General features: G+C 64.2%; 18 protein-coding genes. 6 read left to right on the top strand and 12 right to left on the bottom strand.

Going from position 1 to position 18,276, the window contains the following annotated elements:
* Positions 1 to 67: 67 nt before the first annotated feature.
* The 3 genes from NKI66_RS31035 to NKI66_RS31025 form a co-directional block, all read right to left on the bottom strand.
* A complete protein-coding gene (locus tag NKI66_RS31035) occupies positions 68 to 685 on the bottom strand; it encodes a transglutaminase-like cysteine peptidase (RefSeq protein WP_352753882.1) in 618 nt (205 codons plus the stop codon).
* Between the two features lie 233 nt (positions 686 to 918).
* Positions 919 to 2,196 (bottom strand): polyhydroxyalkanoate depolymerase, encoded by a 1,278-nt coding sequence (locus NKI66_RS31030; RefSeq protein WP_352753881.1) that lies wholly within the window; start codon positions 2,194 to 2,196, stop codon positions 919 to 921.
* Positions 2,197 to 2,428: 232 nt separating this feature from the next.
* Complete coding sequence (locus NKI66_RS31025; RefSeq protein ID WP_352753880.1) at positions 2,429 to 2,788, bottom strand: septal ring lytic transglycosylase RlpA family protein; 360 nt, start codon at positions 2,786 to 2,788, stop codon at positions 2,429 to 2,431.
* Positions 2,789 to 3,097: 309 nt separating this feature from the next.
* Between NKI66_RS31025 and NKI66_RS31020 the strand changes: the two genes are divergently transcribed.
* Positions 3,098 to 3,283 carry a hypothetical protein gene (locus NKI66_RS31020; protein WP_352753879.1) on the top strand — a complete coding sequence of 62 codons (186 nt, stop codon included), beginning with the start codon at positions 3,098 to 3,100 and terminating at the stop codon, positions 3,281 to 3,283.
* Between the two features lie 203 nt (positions 3,284 to 3,486).
* Here NKI66_RS31020 and NKI66_RS31015 read toward each other — a convergent pair whose 3' ends face one another.
* The 9 genes from NKI66_RS31015 to tauA form a co-directional block, all read right to left on the bottom strand.
* Complete coding sequence (locus NKI66_RS31015; RefSeq protein WP_352753878.1) at positions 3,487 to 4,278, bottom strand: ATP-binding cassette domain-containing protein; 792 nt, start codon at positions 4,276 to 4,278, stop codon at positions 3,487 to 3,489.
* A gap of 10 nt (positions 4,279 to 4,288) precedes the next feature.
* Positions 4,289 to 5,065 (bottom strand): ABC transporter permease subunit, encoded by a 777-nt coding sequence (locus tag NKI66_RS31010; protein ID WP_352753877.1) that lies wholly within the window; start codon positions 5,063 to 5,065, stop codon positions 4,289 to 4,291.
* Positions 5,062 to 6,225 (bottom strand): FMNH2-dependent alkanesulfonate monooxygenase, encoded by a 1,164-nt coding sequence (ssuD, locus tag NKI66_RS31005; RefSeq protein WP_352753875.1) that lies wholly within the window; start codon positions 6,223 to 6,225, stop codon positions 5,062 to 5,064. The genes NKI66_RS31010 and ssuD overlap by 4 nt, the downstream gene beginning before the upstream one ends.
* Before the next feature lie 71 nt (positions 6,226 to 6,296).
* Positions 6,297 to 7,268 carry a sulfonate ABC transporter substrate-binding protein gene (locus NKI66_RS31000; protein WP_352753874.1) on the bottom strand — a complete coding sequence of 324 codons (972 nt, stop codon included), beginning with the start codon at positions 7,266 to 7,268 and terminating at the stop codon, positions 6,297 to 6,299.
* A 239-nt stretch (positions 7,269 to 7,507) separates the two neighbouring features.
* Positions 7,508 to 7,795, bottom strand: a complete 288-nt coding sequence (locus tag NKI66_RS30995; protein ID WP_352753873.1) for a GIY-YIG nuclease family protein — start codon at positions 7,793 to 7,795, stop codon at positions 7,508 to 7,510.
* Between the two features lie 174 nt (positions 7,796 to 7,969).
* Entirely contained in the window at positions 7,970 to 8,152 is a 183-nt protein-coding gene (locus NKI66_RS30990) for a hypothetical protein (RefSeq protein ID WP_352753872.1), read from the bottom strand.
* Positions 8,153 to 8,182: 30 nt separating this feature from the next.
* On the bottom strand, positions 8,183 to 9,043 hold the full coding sequence (locus NKI66_RS30985) for an ABC transporter permease subunit (RefSeq protein WP_352753871.1): 861 nt from the start codon (positions 9,041 to 9,043) through the stop codon (positions 8,183 to 8,185).
* Positions 9,040 to 9,813 carry a taurine ABC transporter ATP-binding protein gene (locus NKI66_RS30980; protein ID WP_352753869.1) on the bottom strand — a complete coding sequence of 258 codons (774 nt, stop codon included), beginning with the start codon at positions 9,811 to 9,813 and terminating at the stop codon, positions 9,040 to 9,042. Before NKI66_RS30980 ends, NKI66_RS30985 begins: the two co-directional genes overlap by 4 nt.
* Positions 9,814 to 9,939: 126 nt before the next feature.
* On the bottom strand, positions 9,940 to 10,953 hold the full coding sequence (gene tauA, locus NKI66_RS30975) for a taurine ABC transporter substrate-binding protein (RefSeq protein WP_352753868.1): 1,014 nt from the start codon (positions 10,951 to 10,953) through the stop codon (positions 9,940 to 9,942).
* Positions 10,954 to 11,862: 909 nt separating this feature from the next.
* Between tauA and NKI66_RS30970 the strand changes: the two genes are divergently transcribed.
* The 5 genes from NKI66_RS30970 to NKI66_RS30950 all read left to right on the top strand — a co-directional run bounded on the left by NKI66_RS30970 (position 11,863) and on the right by NKI66_RS30950 (position 17,974).
* Positions 11,863 to 12,339: an RrF2 family transcriptional regulator gene (locus NKI66_RS30970; protein WP_352753867.1), complete on the top strand. Its 477-nt coding sequence runs from the start codon at positions 11,863 to 11,865 to the stop codon at positions 12,337 to 12,339.
* Between the two features lie 31 nt (positions 12,340 to 12,370).
* Positions 12,371 to 13,705, top strand: coding sequence for an FAD/NAD(P)-binding protein (locus tag NKI66_RS30965; RefSeq protein ID WP_352753893.1), 1,335 nt, complete (start codon positions 12,371 to 12,373; stop codon positions 13,703 to 13,705).
* A 360-nt stretch (positions 13,706 to 14,065) separates the two neighbouring features.
* Positions 14,066 to 15,487 carry a pyridoxal-phosphate dependent enzyme gene (locus tag NKI66_RS30960; RefSeq protein ID WP_352753866.1) on the top strand — a complete coding sequence of 474 codons (1,422 nt, stop codon included), beginning with the start codon at positions 14,066 to 14,068 and terminating at the stop codon, positions 15,485 to 15,487.
* On the top strand, positions 15,484 to 16,662 hold the full coding sequence (locus NKI66_RS30955; protein ID WP_352753865.1) for a trans-sulfuration enzyme family protein: 1,179 nt from the start codon (positions 15,484 to 15,486) through the stop codon (positions 16,660 to 16,662). The genes NKI66_RS30960 and NKI66_RS30955 overlap by 4 nt, the downstream gene beginning before the upstream one ends.
* A gap of 340 nt (positions 16,663 to 17,002) precedes the next feature.
* Complete coding sequence (locus NKI66_RS30950; RefSeq protein WP_128305626.1) at positions 17,003 to 17,974, top strand: GlxA family transcriptional regulator; 972 nt, start codon at positions 17,003 to 17,005, stop codon at positions 17,972 to 17,974.
* Positions 17,975 to 18,276 lie beyond the last annotated feature (302 nt).

Here is an 18,276-nt window from a genome sequence, read left to right as displayed (position 1 = left end):
AAGATGACTGATGGCGCGTCGAGATGGCTGCTCGCGGCAGCCTCATTCGAATACGCGGTGTCTGTATTTACTGAACCGCGCCGACCAGGACCTGCTGGCCGCCGCGGATCGAGACCCAGCGGCCGGTGTTGTCGATCGCCTGCCGCTTGAGGAAGCGGTAGCCGGTCGCGTCCCACGCCTTGACCTTGTCGGTCAGATTGTCGAGCACGTAGTCGCCCTTGTCGGTGCGCACCGTCAGCACGGCGTGGCCCTCGCCGTCGGGCTTGCGCACGACGGTGATCAGCAGATCGGCAAGCGAGATGCTCATGCGCGAAAGCTGGCGCCGCTTCTCCAGCACGTAGTCCTCGCAATCGCCGACGTCCTTGTCAGGATAGGCCCAGACCTCGTCCTTGCCATAAATGTCCATGTCGCTCATCGGCTTGACGGCGGCGTTGACCCTGGCGGTGACGTTGAGAAGCTTGCGCATCAGCCCGTCGGTCATTGGGGCCGGCGCGAGATTGGACGGGCGGATCGAGCATTCGCTGGGATCCAGCTTGCAGAAATCATAGTGGCCGATCGGCTGCGAGGTGAGGCCCCCGGTCGCCATCGCTCCGGCCGCCAAAGCCGGTGCCATCCAGCCTCCCGTTACCGCCAGCCAAGCCGCCGCGCATGCGCGCAGCCTTCGCGCCACTGATGAGGAAATCATTGTCCCCGCTCACCCTTTGTTATTAACGAAAGGTTAAGGGGGATTTACAGTCCATGTCAATTACGACGACGGCCGGATTGTCGGCATGGTTACCCGAGGGGCTGGACAGCGGCACTTGTGCAACAGGATCGCCGGCGGTTTTGCCGACCGAATCGCCCGAATTGTCGCCTCCAGGCCTTGTTTTATGCATGTCGTGCCCCGAAGCCACTGCGACCTCGGGTCACGCCCGTGAATTATCTTTTGGCTGTACGGACCAGCTTCGGCTTCACCGCGACACGGTTCTGGCGGCCATAGCTGGTGATGAAGTCGACGATGCGCGGCACGATTTCGGAGCGGAAGCGCGAGCCGTTGAACACGCCGTAATGGCCGACCGCCGGCTGCATGTAGTGGGCATGCCGCTCAGTGGGGATGTTGGGGCACAAATCGTGCGCCGCCTTGGTCTGGCCAAGGCCGGAAATATCGTCGTTCTCGCCCTCGACCGTGAACAGCGCGACGTTGCGGATATCAGACGGATCGATCCTGGTGCCGCGATGCGTCATCTCGCCCTTGGGCAAGGCCTGGCGCACGAAGACGGTATCGACGGTCTGCAGGTAGAACTCCGCCGTCAGGTCCATGACAGCCAGATATTCGTCGTAGAAATCGCGGTGCTTCACGGCATTGTCGCCGTCATGCTTCACAAGGTGCATGAAGAAGTCCTTGTGGGCGATGATGTGGCGGTCGAGGTTCATGCTCATGAAGCCGGACAGCTGCAGGAAGCCCGGATAGACCTCGCGGCCGAAGCCCGGCACCGGCCAGGGCGCGCTCATGATGACATTGTCGCGGAACCAGTCGATGCCCTTTTCCTGCGCCAGCAGATTGACCGCGGTCGGGTTGCGGCGGGTGTCGATCGGGCCGCCCATCAGGGTCATCGTCGAGGGCACGAAGGGATCGCCCTTGGTTTCCATCAGCGCCACGGCGGCCAGAACCGGCACCGAAGGCTGGCACACCGCCATCACATGCGTGTCGGGACCCAGCGCATGCAGCATGTCGATGATGTAGTCGATATAATCGTCGAGATCGAAGCTGCCGTCGGCCAGCGGCACCATGCGGGCATCGACCCAGTCTGTGATGTGCACGTCGGCATGGGGCAGCATGGCTTCCACCGTGCCGCGCAGCAGCGTCGCATAGTGGCCCGACATCGGCGCCACGATCAAAAGCTTTGGGTCGGGCTTGCGCCCGGCGGGAACGGAGCGTTCGAAGCGGACGAGATTGCAGAACGGCCGCGACCAGACGGTCTTCTCGGCGACCTCGACGCTCTTCCAGTCGACCACTGTCTTGTCGAGGCCGAAGGTCGGCTTGCCATAGCGGCGCGTCGTGCGCTCGAACAATTCGGCGGTCGCCGCGATCGAACGGCCGAAGGGCGTGTGCGAAAACGGATTGAGCGGATTTCTGTAGAACAGCCGCACCGCATCGGCATAGAGGCGCGCCGGCTGCAAGGCCGCGTGGTTCATTTCGTAGAGCTGGTAGAACATCGAGAACCCCGCTGCTGCTGCGACCGAAGGGACGACGAGCAGCGCCGAGCCTTAAATGTCTCGCGGCGAAGTTAACAACTAATTGCTGCGATGCAATACGTCACGCGGCGTGACCAATGCTTCTTTGGTTCAAGGCACTGGAAATCGGCCCTGAATGGCGCCAGCCGGCTCAGTGTGCGGCTGCGAAATGTGTAAGTAATGTGTCCGGCCCCTCTTGCCGGACACAGGAAGCTTAGACGCGCGCCATGCAGACGGCGGTGTGGCCGGAGCCAATGAAGCCGAGCTGGCCGGCCGCACCCTTCGACAGGTCGAGCACGCGACCCCTGATGAACGGGCCGCGATCGTTGATGCGCACGACGACGCTGCGGCCGTTGTTCTTGTTGGTTACTCTGAGCTTGGTGCCGAAAGGCAAAGTGCGGTGGGCGGCGGTCATTGCCGACGGGTTCATGCGCTCGCCCGATGCGGTCTTCGAGTGCAGGGCATACCACGAGGCGCGGCCGCACTGGCTGGCGGCGGTTGCCGAAGATGCGCCGACCATTAGGCCAGCAACGATCGTTACCGCGACAAGCGCGGTCTGTTTTGAGTTCTTCATATTTGAGGGATGGCTCCGTTTTCGACAGACCCCAGCCGTTAGGAGCCAAATAAGGCAGGAAATGCGGCAATCATCTGTCGGTTCCGTGGCGATGGCACACGTTTGGAGTCACTGGGTAACAGTCTGTCAGGGATTTTCCAGCGCGCGCTGATCAATTGATCATGATCTTCGACACGATATCCGGGATTTGTTTGACAAGATCGAGCGTTGATATCCAAGTAGAAGTGCGCGCGATCGGGTCCCTTCCTTTGGCTCTTTCATCGTGGCCGCAACCCCGCAACCGATCGACTTTGAAAGCGAGATCCATCAATGAGACTGACCAAAAATCTGCTGGCGTTGATTGTGCTGGCCATTGGTGCGCTGTGGTCGCTGCAGGGCGTTGGCGTGATCGGCGGCAGCTTCATGACCGGCCAGTCGCAATGGCTCTATATCGGCCTCGTCACCATGCTGGTCGGCCTGATTGGGCTGGTGTGGGCGAACCGGTCAGGAGGGTAAGCTGCGATGGGAAGCGCTGGCGATCCGTCACGCCCCCCTCTGTCCTGCCGGACATCTCCCCCACGAGGGGGGAGATTGGCAGCTTCGGCCTCGCCGATCTTCTTTCAACGTTCGAGATTGGCGAAAGCCTCGATGACGGCCAATCTCCCCCCAAGTGGGGCAGAGGGGGGCGCTGTCCCGCCAACGTCTCGAAGGTTCTGCTTCTACCCGAACAGCCGGTCCAGAATCTTGCCCTCAAGCCGCGCAAGCTCGACGGAACCGCGCCGGCGTGGCCGCTCCACGGGCACATCCAGATCGAGCGCGATCCGGCCTTCGCCGATCACCACGACCCGATCGGCGAGCGCGACCGCCTCGGCGACATCATGCGTGACCAGCACGGCGGTGAACTTCTGCGCCAGCCAGATGCGCTCCAGAAGCCGCTGCATCTCGATGCGGGTCAGCGCGTCGAGTGCGCCGAGCGGCTCATCGAGCGCCAGGATCTGCGGGTGGCCGACCAGAGCCCGGGCCAGCGCCACGCGCTGCTTCTGGCCGCCGGACAGCACCGAGGGCCATTCGTCGGCACGATCGGCAAGCCCGACCGCGCCGAGAATGTCGAGCGCGCGTTGGCGCGCCTCCGCGCCGGAAGCTATCCCGGTCAGCCCGACCTGCACGTTTTTCACCACGCTGGCCCAGGGCAACAGCCGAGGTTCCTGGAACATGAAGCGGGTGCGGCCGTGGCCTTCCTCTTCCACTCCGAATGTCAGCGATCCTGACGTCGGCCGGTCGAGCCCGGCCAGCAGCCTGAGCAGCGTGCTCTTGCCGCAGCCGCTCTTGCCGATGACGGCCAGGAACTGCCCGGCCGGCACATCCAGATCGATGCCGTCGAGCACGATCTTGTCGCCGAAGCGCTTGCCGACATGCCTGAAGGCAAAGGCCCGCTGTCCTTCGACCGAGCCGATCGGCCGCGCCGGTGTGGCAACGAAAGAGCGGGCGGCTGTCAGGCTGGTGGCTGTCATGGGCAATATCTCATTCGTTTTGGAAGGCCGGATGCCAGCCGAGCGACAGCCGCTCGAGCAGGCGGGCGAGGCTGTCGGCGAGCTTGCCGAGCAGCGCATAGATCAGGATCGACAGCACGACGACATCGATCAGCAGGAATTCTCGCGCCTGCATGGCCATGTAGCCGAGGCCGGAACTGGCCGAGATGGTTTCGGCGACGATCAGCGTCAGCCACATGATGCCCAAGGCATAGCGCAGGCCGACGAAGATCGCCGGCAGCGCGCCAAGCAGGATCACGCGGAAGAACAGGGCGCGGCGATCCATGCCGTAGACGCGGCCCATCTCGACCAGCTGCGGATCGACGCTCTGGATGCCGAGCAGCGTGTTGACGTAGATCGGAAAGAACACGCCGAGCGCCACCAGGAACAGCTTTGCTTCCTCGTCGATGCCGAACCACAGAATGACCAGCGGGATCAGCGCCAGGTGCGGAATGTTGCGGATCATCTGCAGCGTCGTGTCGGTCAGGCTGCGGCTCAGCGTCGACAATCCGTTGGCGAGCCCAAGCGCAAAGCCGATCGAGCCGCCGACGGCGAAGCCGGCAAGCGCGCGTGCGGTGCTGATGCCGATGTTGCGGATCAGTTCGCCCGACAGCGTCAGCCGCCAGAAGGCCTCGGCGACGGCGCTTGGCGCCGGCAGCACGTTGGCCGGCATGACGCCCGCCCGTGATGCAATCTCCCAGCCGGCGATCACCAGCGCCGGCAGCAGCCAGCCGATGCCATTGCCGCGGAGGCCTGCGCCAAAGCTCATGACGAGGCCTGCAGGCGGTTGGCGCCATGGAAGCCGACCGAGAATTCGTTGGCGATGTTCTCATGCGCCCGCTGCCGCCTGGTGCCGAGCCCGAGTTTTGGGAATAGCAGCTCGGCGACGCGGTAGGCTTCCTCGAGATGCGGATAGCCGGAGCCGATGATGGTATCGATGCCGATCGCCTGATATTCGCGGATGCGCTCGGTGATCTGCTCCGGCGTGCCGACCAGAGCCGTGCCGGCGCCGCCGCGCACCAGCCCGACGCCGGCCCACAGATTGGGCGACACCACCAGCCTGTCGCGACGGCCGCCATGCAGTTCGGCCATGCGACGCTGGCCGACCGAGTCCATCTGGGTGAGGAAACGCGCCTGCGCGTTTTCGATCTGGGCGTCGGTGACGTGTCTGATCAGCCGGTCGGCGGCGCGCCAGGCTTCCTCCTCGGTCTCGCGCACGATGAAATGCAGCCTGATGCCGAAGCGCAGTTTTCTGCCGCGCAGCGCCGCTTTCCTGCGTGCCGCAGCGAGCTTCTCGGCCACCTGCGCCGGCGGCTCGCCCCAGGTCAGGTACATGTCGACCAGATCGGCGGCGAGATCCTGCCCGGCATCCGACGACCCGCCGAAATAAAGCGGCGGCCGCTCTTGGCGCGGCAAAAGGTCGAGGCGGCCATTCTCGACGCGGTAATATTTGCCGTCGAAATTGACGCGCTCGCCCGACACCAGTCCGCGCCAGATGGTCAGGAATTCATGCGCCTGGGCGTAGCGCTCGTCATGCGGCAGGAAGACGCCGTCGCCGGCGAGCTCGGTCGGATTGCCGCCGACCACGACATTGAGCAGAAGCCGGCCATTGCTCAGCCGGTCGAGGGCCGCCGTCTGGCGCGCGGCGAAAGTCGGCAGCGTCACGCCCGGCCGCAGCGCGACGAGGAATTTCAGTTTTTCGGTGAGCGTCGCAAGGCCCGTCGCGGTGATCCAGGAATCCTCGCAGTTTTGTCCGGTCGGCAACAGCACGCCGGGAAAGCCAAGCCTGTCGACCGCCTGCGCGATCTCCTTGAAGTAACCGAACTCCGGCGGCCGCTGCTGCTCCTCGGAACCGAGATAGGAGCCGTCGCCATGCGTCGGGATGAACCAGAAGAAAGCGAGCGGGGCGGTGCTGGCTGGCGCGGTCATGTCTGGCCTCTTGGAAGGTGCAAACGTCAAACGGCGCCGGGCGTTCTCGCCCGGCACCGTCGGAGAGAAAATCAATTGCCTGGCGCGGTCCACACCGCGTCGGAAATGCGGACCGCCTTCGGGATCAGCCCGAGCTTGAAGAAGCGGTCGGCGGTCGCCTGCTGGCCGGCGACGATCTCGTCGGTGATCGGAATGATGCCGAATTTGGTGCGGTTGGCGGCGATCGTCTGCGCGTCGAGCGGCACACCGGTCACCTCGTGCAGCGCCTCGGCCACCTTGTCGCGGTTCTGGTCGGCCCATTTCGCCGCCTCGCCAAGGGCCGCGATCGTCGTCGTGACGATCTCGGGATGCGCCTTGGCGAAATCCTTGTTGGCGAGGAAATAGGTGTTGACCCTGAGCACCTCGCTGGAGCGGGCCAGCACACGCGGCTGGTAGCGGGTTTCGGCGATGGCGAAGAACGGATCCCAGACAGTCCAGGCATCGATCTGGTCGCTGGCGAAGGCGGCGGCCGCGTCCGCGGGGCTCAGATAGACCGGCGTGATCTGGTCGAACGGAATGCCGGCCTTTTCCAGGGCGGCGACGAGCAGATTGTGTGCACTGGTGCCCTTGCCGACGCCGACGCGCTTGCCTTTCAGCTCGGCGACAGACTGGATGGGCGAGGCCGGCTTGACGAAGATCGCCTCGCCCTCGCCATTCGACGGCAGTGCCGCCGCATAGACGATATTGGCGCCGGCCGACTGGCCGAAGATCGGCGGCGCATCGCCGGTCCATCCGGCATCGATGGCGCCGACATTGAGGGCCTCGACCAGCGGCGGCCCGGAGGTGAACTCGACCCATTTGACGGTGACGCCCTTGTCTTCAAGCGCCTTTTCGATCACCTGCTGCTGCTTGGCGATCACCGGCAGGCCGGTCTTCTGATAGCCGATGCTGAACTGCTTCAGCTCCTGCGCGGCGGCGCCGAACGACACGGCAACGCTTGCCGCCAGCAGCCCGATGCCGAAAATACGTCTGGTCAGATTGAAGTGCTTGGTAAGATTGAACATGACCCTCTCCTTCGATGGGCACCGGCGCCGGGAAAATGGCTCGCCGGTTGGAAGATGGGATCAGGCTAGGTAGTTCTATAAACTTAGTAGAGGAATGATTTTGCGAGATGGGTTTGAAGAGCGGATTTGTTTTCTGCGGCAGCCCATCGCTTCGTCATCCTAGGGCGAAGCAAGGAGCGCAGCGACGCGGCGCAGACCGACGGTGATGCTATGCTCCGGCGGTGCAAGGGACCGAGCGCCTACCAGCCGGTTCCACGAAAGAGTTCGAACCACTCCGGGTTGGCTCTCTCGATCAACTCGATCTTCCATTGTCGTGGCCAGCGCTTCAGTGATTTTTCGCGCTGGATGGCGTCGGTAATGTCGAAATACTCTTCGTACCAGACCAGCCGCTGCACACCGTAATGGCTGGTGAAGCGTGAGCCGGTGCCTGATTTGTGCTCCGGCATGCGGCGACCAAGATCGTTGGTGACGCCGATATAGATCGTGCCGCGCTTCTGGCTTGCGGTCATATAGACGTAACCGGTCATGGTTCAGGGTAGCGAGCGTCGGTACGCGCACAAGCGCCATTTTGATCCGCCGCGTTCTATGACAAATGTCGCGGCATGGATCCTAGGGTCTGCGCCGCGTCGCTTCGCTCCTTGCTCCGCCCTAGGATGACGAAGACGCGGGGCTGGCGCAAAGTCGAGCCAACCGCCGCCCCCTCACTGCGACCAATATTGCCAGGCCCAGTAGAAACTCTCGTCGCGCGGCGGCAGCCGGTCGCGCTCGGCGTCCCAGCGCACCGGCGCCGGCGATTTCGGTTGTTCAAGCGGCTGGCTTTCCCTGGTCCGGGCGAGAAGCCAGTTGCCGACCTGGGCGAACAGCACGGCGGTGGAATGGGTCATCGTCATCCTCTCCTGCTCTTCCGGTTCCAGTCACTCCCGTCCCGCCCACGGGACAAGCACGCGTTCGATCCTGCGGATGGTGAATTCGAGCACGAAGGCGATGGCCGCGATCACCAATATGCCCATCACCACCACGTCGGTGACGAGGAACTGGGCGGCCGACTGGATCATGAAGCCGAGCCCGCGCGTCGCCGCGACCAGTTCGGCGGCGACCAGCGTCGACCAGCCGGCGCCGAGCGCGATGCGCAGGCCGGTCAGGATCGCGGGCAGCGCGCTGGGCAGGATGACGTGGCGGACTACCTGTCCTCGTGTCGCGCCAAGCGAGCGCGCCGCGTTGATGCGCTCCTGCGAGACGCCGCGAACGCCGGACGCGGTCGACAATGCCACCGGCGCCAGCATCGCGATCGCGATGACCAGGATCTTCGACGGCTCGCCGATGCCGAACCAGATGATGACCAGCGGCAGATAGGCGAGCGGCGGGATCGGCCGCAGGAATTCCAGCAGCGGATCGAAGATGCCGCGCCCGATCGTGCTGATGCCGATGGCCAGACCAACCGGCACGCCGACGAGGATGGCGGCGACCAGCGCGGCAAAGACTCGGCCCAGGCTGGCGACGACATGCTGCAGCAGCGTCGCATCGACGAAGCCGTCGCGAGCGACGACGATAAATTTGGTCCACACCGCGAGCGGCGAGGGCAGGAACACCGGCGACACCAGTTGCAGGCGGGCCGACAGCGCCCACAGGGCCAACACCATCAGGATGGTGACCGCGCTGACCGCCCGCGCCGAAATGCCTTTGCGCTTCGGGCTGGGCCGCGACCATGGCACCGACAGGCCGTCCGCTTCGTCGATCTTGTGTTCCGACCGTTCCGTGTAGGAGGTAACGGTCATGCCGCCTCTCCTTCGAAGATCGCATCGGTCAGTTCGCCTCGAGCCGTGGCAAAAGCCGGGTCGGCCTTGATAGTGCGAATGGCCTCGCCGGCCGCGTAGCGCCTGGAGAAACCAGGCTCGAAGCTCCGCACCACGCGGCCCGGGCCGGGCGCCAGCACGACGATGCGGGTTGCGAGGACCAGCGCCTCTTCGATGCCGTGCGTCACCATCAGCACGCCGACATCGCTTGCCGTCCACAGATCGAGCAGCGTCGTCTGCATGCGCTCGCGCGTCAGCGCGTCGAGGGCGCCAAGCGGCTCGTCGAGCAGCAGGAATTCGGGTTCGGCGGCCAGGGCGCGAGCCAGGCCGACGCGCTGGCGCATGCCGCCGGAAAGCTCCCAGATGCGCTTGTCGCCGGCATCGTTGAGTTTCACCAGCGCCAAAAGTTCATCGGCGCGGCGCGCCCGCTCGGCCGGTCTGACACCGCGCAGCCGCAGCGCGAAGGCAACGTTTTCGCGCGCGGTCAGCCACGGAAACAGCGCATCGTTCTGGAACACCACCGCCCGGTCCGAGCCAGGTGCTGTGATCGGCCTGCCGTTGATGGAGGCACGCCCACGCGCGGGCGCGACAAGGCCGGCGGCGACATTGAGCAGCGAGGTCTTGCCGCAACCGGAACGGCCGACCAGCACGACGAAGTCGCCCCTGGCGATATCGATCGAAACCCGTTCGACGGCCGGTGCTGCCTGGCCGTCATATTGGATCGAGACCTTGTCCAGTACGAGATGCGGCATGGGTGCCTCGCCGATTTGGAAGGAAAATCCGACTGCCCCGGAACAGCTCCTCGTCAGCGGTTCCGGGGCAGGCAGCACGCGGCGTCAGGGAAGAAGATCCGCGCGCGTTCAGTTGGTGTCAGGCGCTCAGTTCGAGGCCAGCGCCTGGGTGACGTATTTCGACGACACATATTTCGAATAGTCCGGCAGCACGGCGTCGATCTTGCCTTGCTCCTTGAGGAAGGCGGACGCCGCTTCGATCGCCTTGACCGTGCCGCCGCCGAGGAATTTGTCCGAAGCCTGCTCTTCCAGCGTCGGGAAGACATAGCCCTTGAGCAGCTGCGGCACCTCTTCCAGCTTGGCGCCGGTGAGCTTGGCGATCGCGGCCGCCTGTGGCGACGAGACCGACCACGCATCAGGCTTGGCGAGGAATTCGGAATAGGCCGCACCCGTCACCTTGACGAAGTCGCGCACGGCCTCGGGGTTCTTTTCGGCAAAGTCGGTGCGTACGATCCAGGCGTCGAAGGTCGGCGCGCCCCAGGCCGCGACCTGCGAGGAATCCAGCACCACCTTGCCCGTCGTCTTGATCTGCCCGAGCGCCGGATCCCAGACATAGGCTGCGTCGATGTCGCCGCGCGAAAAGGCCGCGGCGATCTCCGGTGGCCGCAGGTTGAGGATCTCGACCGACTTCGGATCGACGCCCTCGTGCTTCAACGCGGCGAGCAGGCTGTAATGCGTCGTCGAGACGAAAGGCACGGCGACTTTCTTGCCGGCGAGGTCGGCGACTTTCTCGATGCCGGCGCCGTTGCGCGCCACCAGCGCCTCGGACTGCCCGATCAGGCCGACGACGAAGATGGTCTGGATCGGCAGCTCGCGGCTTGCCGCCGCCGCCAGCGGGCTCGAGCCGACATAGCCTATGTCGACCGAGCCGGATGCGACCGCGGCGATGACATCGGCGCCGGAATCGAATTTGCGCCAATCGATCGCCGCCTTCGTCGCTTTTTCATAGGCCCCGTCAGCCTGCGGCACCTTCGAGGGTTCGACCACCGTCTGGTAGCCGATGGTGATCTTGAGGTCGTCGGCAAGGGCCGGGCCGAGGAAGGCGGCGCCGGCTAGTGCGGCGGACGAGAGAAGAACAATGCGTCGCGAAATCGTGGACATGAAGGGCTCCTGAAAAGAGAGAATTGGAATGCCCCATGATAGTCAGCTAATTCTATCATTCTTGTAGAGTTAAATCCTTCCAACCAAGGCGAGCTTGTTAGAAAAAAGCTGTCGATGGTGGGGTGGCGAGGCGGATAGGGCGGCTGCAAGCGATCTCCTGGCTTGATCCAAGCCGTGACGTTGGGGGCTCGGCTACTGTCCGAAGTCTTCCGATGTCGGCGGGACAGCACCCCCCTCTGGCCTGCCGGCCATCTCCCCCGCAAGGAGGGAGATCGCTGTCATCCCGGCTTTCGCCAATAGACATCGTTGCAGGTGTTGAACCTACGGTGGATGTGCCAATCTCCCCCCTTGCGGGGAGATGCCCGGCAGGGCAGAGGGGGGTGCTGTCCTGCCAGCGTCCGGCAAGGTTCTGCACGCACCAACGCTCGAAGGAATGGCATGACCTCGATCGCGAACGAGAATTCCTAGTCTTGCCCCTGTCAGGCAAATCCATACCCAAAAAAGGCATGGATTCGAAAACACCTTCCACAGTGCTCCAGCATAAGTATGGTATTTTTATAGACATGAGAGAGTTGGAGTCGGCAATGAGCGGCCACCACATCACCATGATCGCTCGCGGCATGGATCGGCTTTCGCCGTCGCGTCAGTCGATGCCGACCACATCCGGCCCTGGAGAACCATTTTGCCATCCCACTGCTCTTAAAGGGCATTTTTGTGCTTTCGAGGGCACAAGGTCGGGCTAAAATGGCCAAAGCGGCTTGAAAACGAAGCAAAGTCAACAGTTCTCGGCTTGTACATCATGTCACTAGAATTTATGTGTCATGCGGGCCTGGACGCGGCGGCAACGCACGCGAGGTGTTTTGCAACCGATGGTTCCACGCCGTCGCATGACAGAGAAATTTTGATCTCATGCTCACGAAAAAGGGCAAGTACGGCCTCAAGGCGCTCGTCCACCTCGCGCGCTTGCCGGCCGGGCAACTCGCCTTCGTCAACGACGTCGCCACCGGCAACAACATCCCGAAGAAATTTCTCGACGCCATCCTGGGCGAGTTGCGCAATGCCGGCTTCGTTCAGAGCCGCAAGGGCAAGGATGGCGGCTATCGCCTGGCGCGCCCCGCCGACGAGATCAAGGTCGGCCATGTCGTGCGCGTCCTCGACGGTCCGCTGGCGCCGATCCCCTGCGCCAGCCGCACCCAGTACCAGCGCTGTGAAGATTGCAACGAGGCGACATGCCAAGTCCGACATCTGATGCTCGAGGTCCGGCAGGCGATCGCCGAGGTGCTCGATCAGCGCAGCCTCGCCGAAATGCGCGATATCGTCCTCGACGACCTGCCGGTTGCGAGGGCCATCGGCGATCTGCCGGTCGCGGTGAAGGTCCAGGCCTGACACTGGCGCTGCGCAGAGCGAAGGCATGCCTATGACCGGGCGCGCCAACTCAATCATAATTGTCGGCGGCGGCGCCAGCGGCGTCGTGCTGGCCGCGCATCTCCTGAAGTCTCCCAATCCCGACCTGCGCGTCACGCTGATCGAAAGGCGTCCGCATTTCGGCCAGGGCATCGCTTATTCGACGCTGCTCTCGGCGCATGTGCTGAATGTCAGCGCCGCCGGCATGAGCGCCTATGCCGACGATCCCGGTAATTTCTGGCGCTGGCTGCAGGAGCGCGGCCTGGCAACGGCCGAGCAGGCGCCCTTCTATGCGCCGCGCAGCATCTATGCCCGTTACCTCGGCGAATTGCTCGACGAGTTGCAGGCGCGCGAAAAGCAGACCGGGCGGCTTCGGCTGATCCGCGAGGAGAGCCTCTCGATCACGCCCACCGCATCCGGTGTCGAAGTGGCGCTGGCCAACGGCACCAGCGTCGTTGCGCATCTCGCCGTGCTGGCCACCGGCCACGACGAGGAGCCGGCGCAAGGCCATGCCATCAGGATGGGATCGGAAGCCGACACAGCACTTCCCCCCGACGCCGGCGTCATGGTGCTGGGCACCGGCCTCAGCATGGTCGATGCCTTCCTGGCGCTCGAGCAGCGCGGCCATCGCGGCGACATCATAGCTGTGTCGCGGCGCGGCCTGCTGCCCTCGCCGCATCGTAAGGGCAATCCGATCAAGCTCGACGTCGCCGACATTCCGCTCGGCACGCAGCTCTCCTATTTCGTCGGCTGGTTCCGCGACCTGATCAAGGAAAACCAGAAGGCCGGCATCGACTGGCGCGACGTCGTCGACGGCCTGCGGCCGTTCAACCAGAAGATCTGGCAGAACTGGCCGGCTTCCGCCAAGCGCCGCTTCGTCGAGCACACCAAGGCCTGGTGGGACATCCACCGCCATCGCATGGCGCCCGAGGTCTACGCCCGCGTCACCGAAGCCGTGCGGTCCGGCCGCATCCGCCTGGTCGCCGGCCGCGTCGTCGACATCGCGCGCAACGGCGAATTCACCGTCCAGGTCCAGTCGCGCCACACGCAGCGCCTCGAGACCCTCGAGGTCGCCCGCATCTACGATTGCTCTGGTATCGTCAGGGACATCTCGACCTCGTCGAACAGCGTCGTGCGCTCGCTGGTCGACCGCGGCCTGGCACGGCCGGATCCGCTGCGCATCGGCCTCGATGTATCGGCCAAATGCGAGATCATCGCCGGCGACGGAACCGTCTCGGCCAAGATCCTCGCCGTCGGCCCGCTGACGCGCGGCACCTTCTTCGAGATCGACGCCATTCCCGATATCCGCGTGCAGTGTGCGAGGCTGAGCAAGCAGCTTCTGGGTTGAAGCAGGACCTTTGATGCCGGCGGGACAGCACCCCCCTCTGTCCTGCCGGACATCTCCCCCGCAAGGGGGGAGATTGGCAGCTTCACTTTTGGCACGTTCTCTTCAGCGTTGGAGATTGGCGAAACCGGCGGCGACATCCGATCTTCCCCCTTGCGGGGGAGATGGCCGGCAGGCCAGAGGGGGGTGTGACGGAGTGCTGCGGTAGCGTTTTGTTTGAGACCACAGCCACAACCCGGAATTTCATTCCGCATCTGGCCGGTTGATTGGCACGATCTATCTTCTTTCCGACTGCAAAGGGCTGGAAAAGAGGATACGCTGCCGCTCTGCCTCGAGGCGGTCGCTTGGTCATGGAGCATCGATATGAGCGAGCACGAGATCGCCGCAGCCGACGAATTGTCCCGCCTGCGTCCGCCCTATGCGTCGGTTCTCGACCTGATCGGCCAGACGCCGGTGGTCGAGCTGACCAAATTCGACACCGGCAAGTGCCGGCTGTTCATCAAGCTCGAAAGCCAGAACCCCGGCGGCTCGATCAAGGACCGCATCGCGCTGTCGATGATCGCCGCGGCTGAAAAGCAGGGCAGGCTCAGGCGCGGCGGCACCATCGTCGAGGCGACCGCCGGCAACACCGGGCTTGGCCTTGCCCAGGTCGGCATCCCAAAGGGCTATCGCATCGTGCTGGTTGTGCCCGACAAGATGTCGCGCGAAAAGATCCAGCATCTGCGCGCGCTCGGCGCCGAAGTGCGCATGACGCGGTCCGATGTCGGCAAGGGCCATGCCGAATATTACCAGGACATGGCCGAGAAGATCGCAGCGGAAACGCCCGGCGCCTTCTATGCCAACCAGTTCGCCAACCCGGCCAATCCGCTGGCGCATGAAACCACCACCGGCCCGGAGATCTTTTCGCAGCTCGACGGTGACGTCGATGCCGTGGTCGTCGGCGTCGGCTCCGGCGGCACGCTGACCGGGCTTGGCCGTTACTTCGCCAAGGTGTCGTCGAAGACCGAAATGGTGCTGGCCGATCCGGTCGGCTCGGTGCTGGCGCCGCTGATCAAGACCGGCAAGATGGAAGAGGCCGGAAGCTGGACTGTCGAAGGCATCGGCGAGGATTTCGTGCCGCCCAACGCCGACCTGTCGCTGGTCAAGAAGGCCTATTCCATCCCCGACAAGCAGAGCATGCTGGCGGTCCGCGACCTCTTGTCGAAGGAAGGTATCCTCGCCGGCTCGTCCTCAGGCACGCTTTTGTCCGCCGCGCTGCGCTATTGCCGCGAGCAGACGGTGCCCAAGCGCGTCGTCACGTTCGTCTGCGACAGCGGCAACAAATATCTGTCGAAGGTGTTCGACGATTTCTGGCTGGCCGAGCAGGGTTTGGCCGAGCACGAGCAGCATGGCGATCTGCGCGACCTGGTGATGCGCTCGCACCGCACCGGCGACACCGTCTATGTCGGCCCGGACGAAAGCCTGCTCAACGCCTATGGCCGCATGCGCCGTTCCGATGTCTCGCAGCTGCCGGTGCTCGACAATGGCAAGCTCGTCGGCATCGTCGACGAAAGCGATATTCTTGCTCATGTCGACGGCCCCTATGACGGCCGCTGGGAGCGCTTCAACGGCCCGGTGCGCACGGCCATGACCTCCAATCTGCACACGCTGCAGGCCAGCCAGACGCTGGATGCGCTGCTGCCGGTGTTCGACCGCAATGAGGTCGCCATCATCTTCGACGGCGACGAATTCGTTGGCCTGATAACCCGCATCGACCTGATCAACCATTTGAGGCGCGCACGATGACCAGCAGCACCCCACCAGCCGGAAAAAACCGCTTGGCCTTCTCGACGCGCACCATCCATGGCGGCCAGAGCCATGACCCGCTGACCGGCGCGGTTATGGTGCCGATCTACGCCACCTCGACCTTTGCCCAGCAGTCGCCCGGCGTGCACAAGGGTTTTGAATATGCCCGCAGCCAGAACCCGACCCGCTTTGCCTTCGAGCGCGCCGTGGCCGATCTCGAAAGCGGCTCGGCCGCCTTTGCCTTCGCCTCCGGCCTGGCCTCGATCGCCACGGTGCTCGAACTGCTCGATTCCGGCGCGCATATCGTCGCCACCGACGACATCTATGGCGGCTCCTTCCGCCTGATGGAGCGGGTGCGAAAGCGCTCTGCCAATCTGCAGGTCAGCTTCGTCGACTTCACCGACCTCGCGGCGGTCGAGGCGGCGATCCGCCCTGAGACGAAAATGCTCTGGGTCGAGACGCCGACCAACCCGCTGCTGCGCATCGTCGACCTCGAAGGCGTCGCCGCACTCGCCAAGCGCAAGGGCATCCTCTCGGTCGCCGACAACACTTTCTGCAGCCCCTATATTCAGCGGCCGCTGGAGCTCGGCATCGATATCGTGGTGCATTCGACGACGAAATATCTCAACGGCCATTCCGACATGGTCGGCGGCGTGGCGATAGTCGGCGACAACAAGGATTTGGCCACCCAGCTGAAATTCCTGCAGAACGCCATCGGCGCCATTTCGGGTCCGTTCGACAGCTTTCTGGCGCTGCGCGGGCTGAAGACGCTGGCGCTCAGGATGGAGCGCCATTCCGCCAACGGCCTCAAGATCGCGCAGTGGCTGGAAGCGCGTCGCGATGTGCGCCGCGTCATCTATCCCGGCCTCGCCAGCCACCCGCAGCACGCCGTCGCCGTCCAGCAGATGCACGCCTTCGGCGGCATGATCACAGCCGTGCTCGACCGCGACGTTGCCGGCACCAAACGCTTCCTGGAACGCACGCAACTGTTCACGCTGGCCGAAAGCCTCGGCGGGGTGGAAAGCCTGATCGAGCACCCGGCGCTGATGACGCATGGGTCCATACCGGCCGAGAAACGGGCCGAGATCGGGATTTCGGATTCGCTGGTAAGGTTGTCGGCGGGGATCGAGGATGGCGACGATCTGATCGCCGATCTGGATCAGGCGCTGGGTTAGCGGACTGATATCGCGGAAGATGCGGCGCAGGGCAAACTGGGGTCTGTCGCGATCCTTCACACCCCCTCTGTCCTGCCGGACATCTCCCCCGCAAGGGGGGAGATCAGATGTCACTTCCGCTTTCGCCAATCTCGAACGTTGCAAGACGAGCGGCGCCATCGAAGCTGCCAATCTCCCTCCTTGCGGGGGAGATGGCCGGCAGGCCAGAGGGGGGTGCTGTCCCGCCGACGTCTGACCGATCTCTTCGCCGCCACAACGGTCAACGGCAAACCGCGCTTCGCGCATCGTTCAGCCAAGCCCCGTTGACCCCGAACCCCATCTGCCCGAAATGTAGCGCCCCATGGCTACACACGCCCCACCCAAACCCACCGACACCCCTCTCACCTTCGCGGTGCTGGTGTTCCCCGGCTTTCCGATGATGGCGTTCAGCTCGGTCATCGAGCCGCTGCGTGCGGCCAATGTCCTAGCGAAAAGAGAATGCTATCGCTGGATCATCGTCGGCGGCACGAAAGGCGCGGTCGAGGCGTCGAATGGCGTCGTTATCCAGCCGGGTTTTTACGCCGAGGATGCGCCGAAGGTCGATCGCATCGTCGTCTGTTCGGGCGGCGATGCCGATCATCTCGTCGCCGAGGACGCAGCACACTGGATCCGCAAGAGCCTGCGCAACGGCGCCCATATCGGTGCGGTGGCGGATGCCGCGTTCTTCCTGGCGCGCGCCGGCCTGCTCGACGGCCATGCCTGCACCTTGCACTGGACCAGCCAGGCCGCCTTCACCGAAGCCTTCCCCAACATCGAGCTCAGGCGCGACCTCTATGTCATCGACCGCAAGCGCTTCACCTCGGCCGGCGGCGTCGGCAGCCTCGACATGATGCTGGAGATCATCACCCGCGACTACGGCGCCGAGCTTGCCGCCGGCGTCGCCGAATGGTTCGTGCACAGCCAGCTGCGCTCCAGCATCGACCGCAAGATGATGCCGCTGCGGCTGCGCACCGGCGTCCAGAATGAGCTGGTGCTGTCGGCCATCGCCATCATGGAGGATGCGGTGGAAGAGCGGCTCGGCATGGCCGAGCTGACCGCGAAGCTCGGCGTCTCCTCCGACAAGCTCGAACGCTCCTTCCGCTCCGAACTCGCCATCTCGCCCAATGGCTATTACCGGCGGCTCCGGCTGAAGCGTGCCGCCGACCTTTTGGCGCATTCGACGCTCGCCGTGCGCGACGTGGCGCTGGCCTGCGGCTTCGCCTCGATGTCGAGCTTTGCCCGGGCGTTTCGCGAGGAGCACGGGCATCCGCCGAGATTGGCGAGGCGGCATTAGGGGACTTGCTAATCGCGCCGCGACGAGTTCCGTCACACCCCCCTCTGTCCTGCCGGACATCTCCCCCGCAAGGGGGGAGATTGACTGCACCTCCGCTTTCGCCAATCTCGAATGTTGCAAGAAAAGCGGCGGGATCGAAGCTGCCAATCTCCCTCCTTGCGGGGGAGATGTCCGGCAGGACAGAGGGGGGTGCTGTCCCGCCAGCGTTCCGCATAAGGCATCAGCGGTATCCCGCACAACAGCTGCGGTTTTCAGCACAATCCTCCCGCCCCGCCTGCGCCATGCTCCGACCTCGCAACCCA

Source organism: Mesorhizobium sp. M0518 (assembly GCF_040321125.1).
In the GTDB taxonomy this organism is placed as follows: Bacteria; Pseudomonadota; Alphaproteobacteria; order Rhizobiales; family Rhizobiaceae; genus Mesorhizobium.
This window is presented reverse-complemented; position numbering and strand designations above follow the sequence as displayed.

Coding starts and splice junctions, on each gene's coding strand:
- NKI66_RS31035 (WP_352753882.1), bottom strand. CDS start 685: ATGATTTCCTCATCAGTGGCGCGAAGGCTGCGCGCATGCGCGGCGGCT.
- NKI66_RS31030 (WP_352753881.1), bottom strand. CDS start 2,196: ATGTTCTACCAGCTCTACGAAATGAACCACGCGGCCTTGCAGCCGGCG.
- NKI66_RS31025 (WP_352753880.1), bottom strand. CDS start 2,788: ATGAAGAACTCAAAACAGACCGCGCTTGTCGCGGTAACGATCGTTGCT.
- NKI66_RS31020 (WP_352753879.1), top strand. CDS start 3,098: ATGAGACTGACCAAAAATCTGCTGGCGTTGATTGTGCTGGCCATTGGT.
- NKI66_RS31015 (WP_352753878.1), bottom strand. CDS start 4,278: ATGACAGCCACCAGCCTGACAGCCGCCCGCTCTTTCGTTGCCACACCG.
- NKI66_RS31010 (WP_352753877.1), bottom strand. CDS start 5,065: ATGAGCTTTGGCGCAGGCCTCCGCGGCAATGGCATCGGCTGGCTGCTG.
- ssuD (WP_352753875.1), bottom strand. CDS start 6,225: ATGACCGCGCCAGCCAGCACCGCCCCGCTCGCTTTCTTCTGGTTCATC.
- NKI66_RS31000 (WP_352753874.1), bottom strand. CDS start 7,268: ATGTTCAATCTTACCAAGCACTTCAATCTGACCAGACGTATTTTCGGC.
- NKI66_RS30995 (WP_352753873.1), bottom strand. CDS start 7,795: ATGACCGGTTACGTCTATATGACCGCAAGCCAGAAGCGCGGCACGATC.
- NKI66_RS30990 (WP_352753872.1), bottom strand. CDS start 8,152: ATGACCCATTCCACCGCCGTGCTGTTCGCCCAGGTCGGCAACTGGCTT.
- NKI66_RS30985 (WP_352753871.1), bottom strand. CDS start 9,043: ATGACCGTTACCTCCTACACGGAACGGTCGGAACACAAGATCGACGAA.
- NKI66_RS30980 (WP_352753869.1), bottom strand. CDS start 9,813: ATGCCGCATCTCGTACTGGACAAGGTCTCGATCCAATATGACGGCCAG.
- tauA (WP_352753868.1), bottom strand. CDS start 10,953: ATGTCCACGATTTCGCGACGCATTGTTCTTCTCTCGTCCGCCGCACTA.
- NKI66_RS30970 (WP_352753867.1), top strand. CDS start 11,863: ATGCTCACGAAAAAGGGCAAGTACGGCCTCAAGGCGCTCGTCCACCTC.
- NKI66_RS30965 (WP_352753893.1), top strand. CDS start 12,371: ATGACCGGGCGCGCCAACTCAATCATAATTGTCGGCGGCGGCGCCAGC.
- NKI66_RS30960 (WP_352753866.1), top strand. CDS start 14,066: ATGAGCGAGCACGAGATCGCCGCAGCCGACGAATTGTCCCGCCTGCGT.
- NKI66_RS30955 (WP_352753865.1), top strand. CDS start 15,484: ATGACCAGCAGCACCCCACCAGCCGGAAAAAACCGCTTGGCCTTCTCG.
- NKI66_RS30950 (WP_128305626.1), top strand. CDS start 17,003: ATGGCTACACACGCCCCACCCAAACCCACCGACACCCCTCTCACCTTC.